Raw genomic sequence first — 12840 nt, 5'->3', positions numbered from 1 at the left:
TCTATTAACACAATCTATGATTAATCCAGTCGGTAATTTCTTGCAGCGCGTGGTCAAAATTGCGGTACACCGGGTTAAAAGGGATCTCTATCAGCTTACCGTCTGAAGAGGATGTTGTAATTAAGCGAGACTCTTCTTCCGGGCTGAAAGGATCGTTTTTCCAGAAGCCGGAAAGCATTGGCGTAGGACAACGTCTGCCCAGTAGCCCCTGTACTTTCAACGAATAGCGATTGAGCTCCACACGCAGCGCCTCATCCGAAGCATCATGCATACCCAGACGGCTGGCCAGCACATCCAGATACATCTCCGGCACCGTGCTCTGTCGTTGCGGATCGCTAAGTAGCGCATGGACCACCGGCCCCAGGCAAGCCACCGCTTTCAAACGCGGCGCTTCCAGATAGGCCAGACGCACCGCAACGTTGGCGCCAAAACGGAAACCAAACGCCGCAACACGGGTATGATCCACCCAGGGGACATTAGGAAGCGCTTTTAACACATGCTGGTGGAGCAAGCTGGAATCCTGGGTTAATTTCCACTTTGATGAAAACCCAACCGAAGGCATATCAAGCGTTAACATCGCGATACCGCGCGGCGCGAAATAGCGTTCATACAGGGTGTAATAGTCGGTTTGCATGGCGTCCAGGCCGCCGCACATGAGCACCGTCGGAAACGGACCATCCCCTTTCGGCATATGTAAAAACGCGGTGACAGGCGAACCGCCAGGAACGGCAAATTCCATTTCACGTAACGAGCCGGGCAACCGCTGCGCGGCCTCTTCATAGGCGCGATTCGCCAGCGCCTGCGCCTGCTCCGCCAGCTCATCGCCCTTCAAATGCGGGTAGGCGGCAATGTTATAGAGCGTTGAGGCATGAAGCCAGTAGCGTCCGCTGCGCATGGCGTCCTGTTCCTGACAGGCTTTCTGCTGCCAGTCCATCGCCTGCTTTGCCCACTCATAAATCCAGTTGCCGCCGCGGTAACCGATGACCGTATCGTATAAATCATCATCCGTTCGCTCTGCGTCGCTCATCACAATGCGCGCCTGCACATCAAGGATTTCTCGTGGATCAACGCCGCGCCAAATCCACATCAGGCGGTTTATCATGCGATACCAGTGCGGGACGTTCTTACCGTCCAGCGCGGATTGCATGGGCGGCTGCGACCCACGATTGAACCGACGGACAAGGGTAGACGTTTCAGTATGTTTAAAGCGGGGTTTGAACAGGGTTTCGCTGAGGTTAGCCTGTGTCATTCGTGCAGCCTCCTTGGATACTCATAGAGGCTTATTGTAACCAATAAAACAGCGCCCGGCATTGCCGGGCGCTCTGAAAAGCTGCTGATTAACGACCTGAAATCGGCGGTACAAATACCACACCCATATCCCAGGGCTGCTCAATCCAGGTGTTCTGAGGAATATCAATAACATAATCATCAACCAGCGGACGGCCCGCCGGTTTAGCGAAAATCGTGACGAAATGCGCTTTAGGGTACATTTCGCGAATCGCGACGGCGGTGCCGCCGGTATCGACCAGATCGTCGATGACGATAAAGCCTTCGCCGTCGCCTTCTGCACGTTTCAGCACTTTCAGTTCGCGCTGGTTATCGTGATCGTAGCTGGAGATGCATACGGTATCGACATGACGAATGCCCAATTCACGCGCCAGTAGTGCGCCCGGTACAAGGCCGCCACGACTTACGGCAATAATGCCTTTCCATTGTTCTGAAGGCATGAGGCGGCTCGCCAGTTTGCGTGCGTGAATCTGCAACATGTCCCAGGTGACGACGTATTTTTCGCTCATGTGAAGTGTCCCAGCCTGTTTATCTACGGCTTAAAAAGTGTTCGAGGGGGAAATAGTTGCGCGAGATTATAGAGACCTGACGCGCTAAAAACCAGTGTTTAGCGGAATCCACGCCTCTTTTTGTATGCTTTATACTACCCGCAGGCGGAGAAAGTGGTATTCTCAGTCGCATCTCGTAAGAGTTATCAATTCCGCTAACCCTGTGGCCTGTAAGAACGTTTTTCAGACCACCGCCAAGGAGACTTATCGTGTCTGAACTGTCTCAGTTATCACCACAACCTTTGTGGGATATTTTTGCCAAAATCTGTTCTATTCCTCACCCGTCCTATCACGAAGAGCAACTCGCGGAACATATTGTGAGTTGGGCCAAAGAGAAAGGCCTTTACGTGGATCGCGACCAGGTCGGTAATATTCTGATCCGTAAGCCCGCCACTGCAGGTATGGAAAATCGCAAGCCGGTCGTTTTACAGGCGCATCTGGATATGGTGCCGCAAAAAAATAGCGACACCGTTCACGACTTCACTACAGATCCCATCCAGCCTTATATTGATGGCGAATGGGTTAAAGCGCGCGGTACTACGCTCGGCGCCGACAATGGTATTGGAATGGCTTCTGCGTTAGCGGTACTGGCTGACGATAATGTCGTCCACGGCCCGCTGGAAGTGCTGCTGACCATGACCGAAGAAGCGGGCATGGATGGCGCGTTCGGCCTCCAGTCCGGCTGGTTGCAGGCCGACATCCTGATCAACACCGACTCTGAAGAAGAAGGTGAGATCTATATGGGCTGCGCAGGCGGTATTGATTTTACCTCTAATCTGCCGTTGACCCGTGAAGCTGTACCCGCAGGATTTGCGTGCTTTAAGCTAACCCTGAAAGGCCTGAAAGGCGGCCACTCCGGTGGTGAAATTCACCTCGGCCTTGGCAATGCTAACAAATTGCTGGCGCGTTTTCTGGCCGGGCACGCAGAAGAACTGGATCTGCGTCTGATCGATTTCAACGGCGGCACGCTGCGTAACGCGATTCCGCGCGAAGCGTTCGCTACCCTCGCCGTTGCCGCAGACAACGTAGGCGCTCTGAAAACGTTAGTGAACGCTTACCAGGATATTCTGAAAAACGAACTGGCGGAAAAAGAGAAAAACCTGACGCTGCAACTCAATGAGGTTGCCAGTGATAAAGCCGCATTGACCGCGCCGTCACGCGATACCTTTGTGCGCCTGCTGAACGCAACGCCGAACGGCGTGATCCGCAATTCAGACGTGGCGAAAGGCGTAGTGGAAACATCGCTGAACGTTGGCGTGGTCACAATGTCCGATGCGAATGTCGAAATTCACTGCCTGATTCGCTCTCTAATCGACAGCGGTAAAGATTATGTGGTGAGTATGCTGGATTCGCTGGGCAAGCTGGCTGGCGCGAAAACCGAAGCAAAAGGCAGCTATCCTGGCTGGCAGCCCGATGCGAACTCGCCGGTCATGCACCTGGTGCGTGAAACCTATCAGCGTCTGTTCAACAAGACACCGAACATCCAGATTATCCACGCCGGCCTGGAATGCGGTCTGTTTAAGAAACCCTATCCGGATATGGACATGGTTTCTATTGGGCCTACCATTACCGGACCTCACTCTCCGGATGAGCAGGTACATATCGAAAGCGTCGGCCACTACTGGACTCTGCTGACCGAATTACTGAAAGCGATTCCTGCGAAGTAAGAAAGCGCTAAAATGCCCGTCCCATTTCTGGACGGGCTATCAATATGGAATATCGGGTATCCATTGCCAGATAAGCTCTCCTGGATGCGCTGAATAGCGCTGCGGCTACACGCGAATAGCCAGACAGCCCTATAACAGCGCTGGTAGCACCGAATTATTGTGGCGTAAACGCCATTCCTTTAAATATCCGCAGCGGATTGCCGCGCTCAATCTGATGATGGAACAGACGCCTTTCAGACTTCAACGCCGCACACTCATTTTGCCGTTGCTGTTCCAGCCGCCAGGCAATCAGCAGCCGGGCCAGACGCTTATTCGCATGTTGACTGCGCTCCGACTGAACCTTCACACTAATCCCGCTCGCCAGGTGCGTGGCCCGCACTGCCGAGTCGGTTTTATTAACGTGCTGCCCACCCGGGCCGGAAGAGCGCAGAGTCTCGAAACGAATCTCATCAGACTGTATGTGCTCGTCGGCGGAAAAGCGCCCAATGCCGACGTACCAGTTTTTTCGCCCATGGTGCGGACGATACGGGCTGGTACAAATCCACAGTAACGTGCCGCACCAACGTTCACTGAAAGCCATAGCTTTTTCGCCGTCCAGCGAGACCAGCGCGGAACGCAGCGTGTCTGGTAATCGTCCCGGCTCTGTTTCAAGCCGTGTCAGCGATACCTTTTCTCTGGCGGCTTCTTTCGTCAGACAATCCAGCGCTTTTTTTACCGCCAGACAACACTCGTCCGGTCCCTGTGCGGAAGAAAGTTGCAGTAAGATCATGCGCTTTTCTCCCCTGAGGTTTTCAGCGTCAGCACCGGACGCAGGCAGGCAACCGGCGTAATCAGTCCGGCGTCTGCCAGACAATCCACAACGCTATCGATGGATTTATACGCCTGCGGCGCTTCTTCATAAATGAGCTGGCGATCGCGGCAAATCACCCGGCTACCCATCCCGGTACGGCAGAGCTGTCGCGGGGTAAATTTTGCCGATAACCGGTCTTTACACTCGGTACGCATCCATTTTCGCCCCGCACCGTGCGCCAGGGAGAAGAGGCTCTCCTCGCTGACGACGGGTTTCACCAGCCAGCTATAATCGCCGCGCGAGCCGGGGATAATCACCAGTCCCTGCCCATCTGGCGTAGCGCCTTTACGGTGCAGCCACCCCGCCTCACCCGCGACAGTACAGGGTTCAACGAAGTTATGCGCCACATCCAGCCGCGGTTCGCCCTCAGCCTTGAGTTGTTGCAGTATCCGGCGGGCAATCAGCGCGCGATTACTGCGGGCAAATGCCAGCGCATCGTCATGTTCTGCAAGGTAGCGGCGCGCATCGTCGCTATCTTCCGGCAAACCGTTATGCGAAAACGCCTCCACATGACGACGCAGGATAGCTTGCCCCAGACCGCGTGAACCACTGTGTACCAACAGTAATAACTGCGCTTTTTGCAACCCCGACAAAGCGAACGAATCAGCATCGACGATGCGATCGACCTGTTGCAGCTCGGCAAAATGATTGCCGCCGCCAATGGAACCCAGCGCAGAGCGCCACGAATGATGCTGCATTGCGGCGGGGACATTCTCCTCCAGCCACTGCGCGTCCGCCACGTCAGTCAGCGACGCCAGCCGCTTCTCCAGTTTATCGGCGTTATATTTACGCCCTAAAATATCCGTTTGCCATAACGCCATGCCGCAGCCGATATCGTTGCCGACCAGCGCCGGATAAAAGCGTCCACGCGAGAAAAAGGCTGCGCCAATAGGGTAGCCGCGCCCCGGATGCAGATCTGGCATCCCGATAACGCGTTTCATACCGGTTAACTTAGCCGTCGTATATAATTGTTGGATCGCGGAATCTTCGATCCACAGGTTATCTGATGCGATAGAAAATACCACATCTGATAAAGGACGAATATAATTGCCCATATACCATTCCATATATGAATTAAAAAATCAGGAAATGGCAGACTGCTCCAGGGCAATAAAAGAAAATTAATCCTGGAAAGGTCTGCAAAGTGCGTTCAGAGAATAAAGTGTCATGATGAACCTCCTTTGCAGTTATTGAGAATGAGAAAACGCGGGTATAGTAATACTGAAATTTAGATGGCGCAATCGTAATAGTGATAAAATCTTAATAGCCTGACTTATAACCCTAACACCAACTGTCGTTCCAACTGAGGGTCGAGCAGCGTTACGTGTAGCCCCACCAGCCGTACGCCGCGCTCGCCGCGACGCTCGTCCCAGGTTTTACGGGCGGTGGTAATTAAGTCTTCTTTATTTAATTGCGGCCAGACATGTTCCTGAGTGGTTTGCTGAAAATCATTAAATTTTAATTTAACGCCCTGTCGGGCAATCAGTAAATCGGGCTTTACTATAGCCAGACGACGTTCCAGTTCCGGATATAAATGTTCAATAATGGCCTCGCAGTCCGACCACTCATGAATATCCTCCGCCAGAGTACGCTCAACGCCTACCGATTTACGCAGCCTTTCGCTGTTAACATCACGCTCGTCAATACCCTGACTACGCTCCCATAATACCCGGCCAAATTTACCGAAGCGTTTGAGAAGCATCGCCAGATCGCACTGTTGAATATCCCCGCAGGTTCTTAACCCCATATTTTCCAGTTTGGCGGCGGAAACTTTCCCCACGCCTGGAATTTTGGCTAACGGCAACGTTTTAAGAAAGCCGGGTACATCGGCTGGCGTAATAACATATTGTCCGTTCGGTTTATTGAGATCGGAGGCGATCTTCGCCAGAAATTTCACTGGCGCAACGCCGGCGGAGGCGGTGAGTTGCAGTTCATTGAAAATAGTCTGACGAATCTCCCTGGCTATCAGCGTCGCCGAACCATAACAGTGCGGGCTGTCAGTCACATCCAGCCAGGCTTCATCCAGCGAGAGCGGTTCAATCAGTGAAGTGTAGCGGGAAAAGATGTCACGTACATGCCGCGAAGCCTCTTTATAGGCGTCAAAGCGGCCAGGCAGTAAGGTGAGATGGGGGCACAGCTTTAGCGCCATGGCGGTCGGCATCGCGCTACGTACGCCAAACTGGCGCGCAGGATAGTTGGCGGTACTGATAACGCCTCTTCGCTCACGACTCCCGCCAATGGCAATGGGAATATCGCGTAACGCCGGATTATCACGCATCTCTACCGCGGCAAAAAAACAGTCCATATCAACATGTATGATTTTGCGCATCGCTCGCCCCCACAATACTGTTTAAGTGTACAGTATGTTTTATTGCGCGCAAAGAGACATTCGCGTTAAAAATGCGACATATTCGAAGGTATGACGACGAAAGCGGCGGGAAAATTGTAAACGTACACACGGGGACTTGCGAAAAACTGCCGTGGTGCTAATGTGAGCGCTCCAAATCCAGATTACTCCGATTTGGGGACTCTTTTGCCGTTCTGGCGTGTGTAACCGTTTTATCAAGGAACAAGCAGTATGCGTAAAATCGCATTTTTTCTTGCGATGCTTCTGATGCCGTGCGTCTCGTTTGCCGGTTTGCTGAGCAGCAGCAGCCCCGTCACGCCGGTCAGTAAAGAGTATAAGCAGCAGTTAATGGGCTCACCGGTCTATATTCAGATTTTTAAAGAAGAGCGCACCCTTGATCTCTACGTCAAAATGGGTGAGCAATACCAGTTGCTTGATAGCTACAAAATTTGCAACTATTCCGGCGGGTTAGGCCCGAAACGCCGTCAGGGCGATTTTAAAAGTCCGGAAGGGTTTTACAGCGTTCAGCGCAATCAACTCAAGCCAGACAGCCGTTTTTATAAGGCCATCAACATTGGTTTTCCCAATGCCTACGATCGCGCGCATGGCTATGATGGTAAATATCTGATGATTCACGGCGCCTGTGTTTCCGTCGGCTGCTATGCCATGACCGACAGCGGCATTGATGAGATTTTCCAGTTTGTCACCGCCGCGCTGGTCTTTGGTCAGCCGAGCGTGCAGGTGAGTATTTATCCGTTCCGGATGACCGACGCCAATATGCAGCGTCATAAATATTCTTATTACAAAGATTTCTGGGCGCAGCTAAAACCCGGCTACGATTATTTTGAACAGACGCATAAGCCGCCAACTGTTTCTATCGTTGATGGACGTTACGTCGTGAGCAAACCGTTGAGTCACGAAGTTGTTCAGCCACAGCTGGCCTCAAATTATACGCTCTCCGAGGCAAAATAACGCCCATTCGCCTGGCATAATCTTTTGCCAGGTTTCATTCCCCGTTAGCGGCTGGGTAGCAATCACGGTAACCACGTCATTTGGCGTGGTCTGTGAACTGAAATCAATTTCCATGTCCTGATCCACCAACGTGGCTACGCCGAACGGCGCCCGGCGAGTGATCCAGTGCAAATGGGTTGAGCAAAACGCCATCACATATCGCCCATCTGACAGCAGCATGTTAAAAACGCCTTTTTCACGTAATACCGTCGCCAGTGTCGCAATATATTTAAATACCGCTGTCATGTTGCCCGGCGTGCGGGGATAACGCTGCGTTAATTTATGCAATAGCCAGCAAAACGCTTTTTCGCTGTCGGTTTCCCCCACCGGACGAAAATTACCGGTTTCCAGCGACTTATAACCGTTGAGCTGACCGTTATGAGCATAAGTCCAGTTGCGTCCCCATAATTCCCGGGTAAAAGGGTGTGTATTTTCCAGCGCCACTTCACCGCGATTAGCCTGACGGATATGGGCGATAACCGAGCAGGACTTGATCGGGTAATTCTGTACCAGTTTCGCAATCGGCGAATGATAGCTCGGTTGCGGATCTTTAAACGTGCGACAGCCCTTTCCTTCGTAAAAGGTAATTCCCCAGCCGTCTTTATGCGGCCCGGTTCCGCCGCCACGCTGCACCAGTCCGGTGAAGCTAAAGCAGATATCCGTCGGCACATTGGCGCTCATCCCAAGCAGTTCGCACATACATCACCTCCACAAACGCCTTAAGCGGGAAGGCGTAATTTTTACAGCCAATCAAAACTCAAAATATCAAAGAAAACAATATGCTATACCCTAAATAATTCGAGTTGCAGGAAGGCGGTAAGGGAGGAAATCCCCAGGAGCATAGATAACTATGTGACTGGGGTTTCTGAGCGCAACCAACGCACCTGCAGCTTGAAGTATGACGGGTATAGTTATTTAACCATCTCTTTTTCGATCAACTGAATCAGGATATGAATTACTTTGATATGAATTTCCTGAATACGATCGGCATAACCGAAGTGCGGTACGCGAATTTCAATATCCGCCGTTCCCGCCATTTTGCCGCCGTCTTTGCCGGTCAACGTAATCACTTTCATGCCTTTTTCACGGGCCGCGGCAATCGCTTTAATCACGTTACCAGAGTTACCCGACGTCGAGATCCCTAACAGGACATCGCCTTCGCGCCCTACCGCTTCAACGTAACGAGAGAAAATATAGTCATAGCCAAAATCATTACTGACGCAGGATATATGGCTAACATCAGAAATCGCAATTGCCGGGTAGCCCGGACGATTTTCACGATAACGACCTGTCAGCTCTTCAGCAAAGTGCATCGCATCGCAATGGGAGCCGCCGTTACCGCAGGAAAGTACCTTACCACCCGCTTTAAAACTGTCAGCCAACAGGACCGCCGCGCGCTGAATAGCGTGAATATTGGCGTCATCTTTTAAAAAATTAGCCAGCGTTTCCGCCGCTTCGTTCAGTTCGTTACGAATAAGATCCTGGTACATGAGGATATCCTTCAGCATGAATGTAAATGACAGTATGCAGTGTACCGGATAGCAGTACAGGCGAGAAGCATAAGCCGAATTAACGCCTCACGCTTTTGATTTTTCGTGCCCCCAAAAACGGCAACAATGTGAGCTTTGTTGTAATTATTTTGTAAACACATTGCTAAAAAATTTTACATCCACTACAACCTAATCATCACAAGTGGTCAGACCTCCTACAAGCAAGGGAGCTTTTCGTTATGATGATTTTGAGTATTATCGCTACGGTTGTTCTGCTCGGCGCATTGTTCTATCACCGCGTGAGTTTATTTCTCAGCAGCCTGATTCTGCTCGCCTGGACCGCCGCACTTGGCGTCGCTGGCCTGTGGTCCATCTGGCTGTTGGTTCCTCTGGCCATTATCCTCGTGCCGTTTAACCTCACACCGATGCGAAAATCAATGATTTCCGCACCGGTGTTCCGCGGCTTCCGTAAGGTCATGCCGCCGATGTCGCGCACTGAGAAAGAAGCGATTGATGCCGGTACAACCTGGTGGGAAGGCGATCTGTTCCAGGGCAAGCCTGACTGGAAAAAACTGCACAACTATCCGCAACCGCAACTCACTGCCGAAGAGCAAGCGTTTCTCGACGGTCCGGTAGAAGAAGCGTGCCGGATGGCGAACGATTTCCAGATTACCCATGAACTGGCGGATCTGCCGCCGGAACTGTGGGCTTATCTGAAAGAGCATCGTTTTTTTGCGATGATCATTAAAAAAGAGTACGGCGGGCTGGAGTTCTCCGCTTATGCGCAGTCCCGTGTACTGCAAAAACTGTCCGGCGTCTCCGGGATTCTGGCTATCACCGTCGGCGTTCCAAACTCACTCGGCCCTGGCGAGTTATTGCAGCACTATGGTACGGAAGAGCAGAAGAATCACTATCTGCCGCGACTGGCGCGCGGCCAGGAGATCCCCTGCTTTGCGCTGACCAGCCCGGAAGCAGGTTCTGATGCAGGCGCCATTCCGGATACCGGCGTGGTTTGCATGGGCGAATGGCAGGGCCAGCAGGTGCTGGGTATGCGCCTGACCTGGAACAAGCGTTACATTACGCTGGCGCCGATAGCTACCGTGTTGGGCCTGGCGTTTAAGCTTTCCGATCCGGATAGATTGTTAGGCGGAGAAGAAGAGCTGGGTATTACCTGCGCCCTGATCCCCACCTCAACGCCGGGTGTGGAAATTGGTCGTCGCCACTTCCCGCTTAACGTTCCGTTCCAGAATGGTCCAACCCGCGGTAACGATATTTTCGTGCCTATTGATTATATTATCGGCGGCCCCAAAATGGCCGGACAGGGCTGGCGTATGCTGGTGGAATGTTTGTCGGTAGGACGCGGTATTACCCTGCCGTCCAACTCCACTGGCGGGGTGAAATCCGTCGCGCTGGCAACCGGCGCCTATGCTCACATTCGTCGTCAGTTCAAAATTTCTATCGGCAAGATGGAAGGTATTGAAGAACCGCTGGCGCGTATTGCAGGTAACGCTTATGTGATGGATGCCGCCGCATCGTTAATCACCTACGGCATTATGCTGGGCGAAAAACCGGCGGTACTGTCGGCTATCGTGAAGTACCACTGCACCCACCGCGGCCAGCAGTCCATTATCGACGCGATGGATATCACTGGGGGTAAAGGCATTATGCTGGGCGAGAGCAACTTCCTGGCGCGTGCTTACCAGGGCGCGCCTATCGCGATTACCGTGGAAGGCGCGAATATCCTGACCCGTAGCATGATGATCTTTGGTCAGGGCGCCATTCGCTGCCATCCTTATGTACTGGAAGAGATGGCCGCAGCGCAGAATAATGATGTGAATGCCTTTGATAAACTGTTGTTTAAACATATTGGTCATGTCGGCAGCAATACCGTCCGCAGTTTCTGGCTTGGCCTGACCCGCGGATTAACGAGCCATACGCCAACCGGCGACGCCACGAAGCGTTATTACCAGCATCTGAACCGACTGAGCGCAAACCTGGCACTGCTGTCCGACGTGTCAATGGCGGTACTGGGCGGCAGCCTGAAACGCCGCGAGCGTATCTCCGCGCGTCTGGGCGATGTGTTGAGTCAGCTTTATCTGGCCTCAGCCGTACTGAAGCGTTACGACGACGAAGGTCGCCACGAAGCCGACCTGCCGCTGGTGCACTGGGGCGTACAGGATGCGCTGTATCGTGCTGAACAAGCGATGGACGATCTGCTGCAGAACTTCCCGAACCGCGTCGTGGCCGGATTGCTCACCGCGATGATCTTCCCGACTGGCCGTCATTATCTGGCGCCGTCTGATAAGCTGGATCACGCCGTGGCGAAGATCCTGCAGGTGCCGAACGCCACACGTTCACGCATTGGGCGCGGTCAGTATCTGACGCCCGCCGAACATAATCCGGTCGGTTTACTGGAAGAAGCGCTGCGTGATGTCATCGCTGCCGACCCTATCCACCAGCGCATCTGCAAAGAGCTGGGTAAAAATCTGCCGTTTACTCGTCTGGATGAACTGGCGCGCAATGCGCTGGCGAAAGGGCTTATAGATAAAGATGAAGCCGCCATTCTGGCGAAAGCGGAAGAGAGCCGCCTGCGCAGTATCAACGTTGATGATTTTGAACCTGAAGCGCTGGCGACCAGGCCGGTAAAGCTGCCGGAGAAAGTGCGTAAAGTCGAAGCCGCATAATCAGTCTCGTGTCTTTCCTGCCCCGCTTTCGCGGGGCTTTTTCTTGCCGCTTTTTTATTATTGCTCATGCTACAGTGTAAAGACGCTGTTCAATGAGGAGCTCCGATCGTGTCTGGTTTGAAAATTACTCTGTTGCAACAACCTTTAGTCTGGATGGACGGCCCGGCAAACCTGCGTCATTTTGACAGACAGCTAGAGCTCGTATCTGGCCGGGATGTGATTGTTCTGCCTGAAATGTTTACCACCGGCTTCGCGATGGAGGCCGCTAATAACTCACTTTCGCAAGATAGCGTGATTACGTGGATGCAGGCCAAAGCCCGACAAACTGATGCTCTGATTGCCGGCAGCGCGGCGCTACAAACTGAGCGCGGCGCCGTAAATCGCTTCTTACTGGTTGAACCGGAAGGTAAGGTTCATCTCTATGATAAGCGCCATCTGTTTCGTATGGCGGATGAACATCAACATTATGCCGCAGGCGATAAACGCATCATCGTGCAGTGGCGCGGTTGGCGCATCCTGCCGCTGATCTGTTACGATCTGCGCTTTCCGATATGGTCGCGCAACCGCAATGATTACGATCTGGCGCTGTATGTAGCGAACTGGCCCGCGCCGCGCTCGCTACACTGGCAAACATTACTGACAGCGCGCGCTATTGAAAATCAGGCTTATGTCGCAGGCTGCAACCGGGTTGGCACCGATGGCAACGGGTTACATTATCGCGGCGATAGCCGGATCATTAATCCCCAGGGTGATATTATCGCCACCGCCGAACCACACCAGGCGACACGTATCGATGCCGATCTTTCTCTCGTCGCCTTGCAGGACTATCGCGAAAAATTTCCAGCCTGGCGCGATGCCGATCCATTCACCTTGTAAGCAACCTGCCGCTCACCGCGGCGGGATTGTTTCACTCCGTAACTCTCCGTAAAACAAATTCGCGTGGCGTAATGTGGCAG

11 protein-coding genes are annotated in these 12840 nt (G+C 52.8%); 4 read left to right on the top strand and 7 right to left on the bottom strand.

Annotated elements, in window-relative coordinates; genetic code table 11:
- Positions 1 to 4: 4 nt before the first annotated feature.
- Positions 5 to 1249 (bottom strand): esterase FrsA, encoded by a 1245-nt coding sequence (gene frsA, locus ABVM99_RS10450; protein ID WP_000189586.1) that lies wholly within the window; start codon positions 1247 to 1249, stop codon positions 5 to 7.
- An 88-nt stretch (positions 1250 to 1337) separates the two neighbouring features.
- A complete protein-coding gene (gene gpt / locus ABVM99_RS10445) occupies positions 1338 to 1796 on the bottom strand; it encodes a xanthine phosphoribosyltransferase (protein ID WP_001292018.1) in 459 nt (152 codons plus the stop codon).
- 248 nt (positions 1797 to 2044) lie between these two features.
- On the opposite strand from gpt, the gene pepD reads away from it, so the two are divergent.
- Entirely contained in the window at positions 2045 to 3502 is a 1458-nt protein-coding gene (gene pepD, locus ABVM99_RS10440) for a cytosol nonspecific dipeptidase (protein ID WP_001292977.1), read from the top strand.
- Positions 3503 to 3656: 154 nt separating this feature from the next.
- Here pepD and prfH read toward each other — a convergent pair whose 3' ends face one another.
- The 3 genes from prfH to dinB all read right to left on the bottom strand — a co-directional run bounded on the left by prfH (position 3657) and on the right by dinB (position 6681).
- Positions 3657 to 4271: a peptide chain release factor H gene (gene prfH / locus ABVM99_RS10435; protein ID WP_000602086.1), complete on the bottom strand. Its 615-nt coding sequence runs from the start codon at positions 4269 to 4271 to the stop codon at positions 3657 to 3659.
- The gene (locus ABVM99_RS10430) at positions 4268 to 5407 is read right to left on the bottom strand and encodes an RNA ligase RtcB family protein (RefSeq protein ID WP_000528898.1); all 1140 of its coding nucleotides are present in this window, start codon (positions 5405 to 5407) and stop codon (positions 4268 to 4270) included. Before ABVM99_RS10430 ends, prfH begins: the two co-directional genes overlap by 4 nt.
- 218 nt (positions 5408 to 5625) lie before the next feature.
- Entirely contained in the window at positions 5626 to 6681 is a 1056-nt protein-coding gene (dinB, locus tag ABVM99_RS10425) for a DNA polymerase IV (RefSeq protein ID WP_001226204.1), read from the bottom strand.
- A 249-nt stretch (positions 6682 to 6930) separates the two neighbouring features.
- On the opposite strand from dinB, the gene dpaA reads away from it, so the two are divergent.
- A complete protein-coding gene (gene dpaA / locus ABVM99_RS10420; RefSeq protein WP_001225658.1) occupies positions 6931 to 7671 on the top strand; it encodes a peptidoglycan meso-diaminopimelic acid protein amidase in 741 nt (246 codons plus the stop codon).
- Here the strand turns inward: dpaA and ABVM99_RS10415 are convergent.
- Positions 7642 to 8409 carry a class II glutamine amidotransferase gene (locus ABVM99_RS10415; protein ID WP_000333387.1) on the bottom strand — a complete coding sequence of 256 codons (768 nt, stop codon included), beginning with the start codon at positions 8407 to 8409 and terminating at the stop codon, positions 7642 to 7644. The genes dpaA and ABVM99_RS10415 overlap by 30 nt on opposite strands.
- 212 nt (positions 8410 to 8621) lie before the next feature.
- A complete protein-coding gene (lpcA, locus tag ABVM99_RS10410; protein ID WP_000284051.1) occupies positions 8622 to 9200 on the bottom strand; it encodes a D-sedoheptulose 7-phosphate isomerase in 579 nt (192 codons plus the stop codon).
- Positions 9201 to 9439: 239 nt separating this feature from the next.
- Between lpcA and fadE the strand changes: the two genes are divergently transcribed.
- Together fadE and ABVM99_RS10400 are read left to right on the top strand one after the other, a co-directional pair.
- Entirely contained in the window at positions 9440 to 11884 is a 2445-nt protein-coding gene (fadE, locus tag ABVM99_RS10405; RefSeq protein ID WP_000973043.1) for an acyl-CoA dehydrogenase FadE, read from the top strand.
- Between the two features lie 108 nt (positions 11885 to 11992).
- Positions 11993 to 12760 (top strand): amidohydrolase, encoded by a 768-nt coding sequence (locus tag ABVM99_RS10400; RefSeq protein ID WP_000015789.1) that lies wholly within the window; start codon positions 11993 to 11995, stop codon positions 12758 to 12760.
- Positions 12761 to 12840: the final 80 nt, after the last annotated feature.

It is taken from the genome of Salmonella sp. SJTUF15591 (assembly GCF_043356435.1).
In the GTDB taxonomy this organism is placed as follows: domain Bacteria; phylum Pseudomonadota; class Gammaproteobacteria; order Enterobacterales; family Enterobacteriaceae; genus Salmonella; species Salmonella enterica.
This window is presented reverse-complemented; position numbering and strand designations above follow the sequence as displayed.

Excerpts from the sequence above, each read along its gene's own strand:
- frsA (WP_000189586.1), bottom strand. The coding sequence starts at position 1,249 with ATGACACAGGCTAACCTCAGCGAAACCCTGTTCAAACCCCGCTTTAAA.
- gpt (WP_001292018.1), bottom strand. The coding sequence starts at position 1,796 with ATGAGCGAAAAATACGTCGTCACCTGGGACATGTTGCAGATTCACGCA.
- prfH (WP_000602086.1), bottom strand. The coding sequence starts at position 4,271 with ATGATCTTACTGCAACTTTCTTCCGCACAGGGACCGGACGAGTGTTGT.
- ABVM99_RS10430 (WP_000528898.1), bottom strand. The coding sequence starts at position 5,407 with ATGGGCAATTATATTCGTCCTTTATCAGATGTGGTATTTTCTATCGCA.
- dinB (WP_001226204.1), bottom strand. The coding sequence starts at position 6,681 with ATGCGCAAAATCATACATGTTGATATGGACTGTTTTTTTGCCGCGGTA.
- dpaA (WP_001225658.1), top strand. The coding sequence starts at position 6,931 with ATGCGTAAAATCGCATTTTTTCTTGCGATGCTTCTGATGCCGTGCGTC.
- ABVM99_RS10415 (WP_000333387.1), bottom strand. The coding sequence starts at position 8,409 with ATGTGCGAACTGCTTGGGATGAGCGCCAATGTGCCGACGGATATCTGC.
- lpcA (WP_000284051.1), bottom strand. The coding sequence starts at position 9,200 with ATGTACCAGGATCTTATTCGTAACGAACTGAACGAAGCGGCGGAAACG.
- fadE (WP_000973043.1), top strand. The coding sequence starts at position 9,440 with ATGATGATTTTGAGTATTATCGCTACGGTTGTTCTGCTCGGCGCATTG.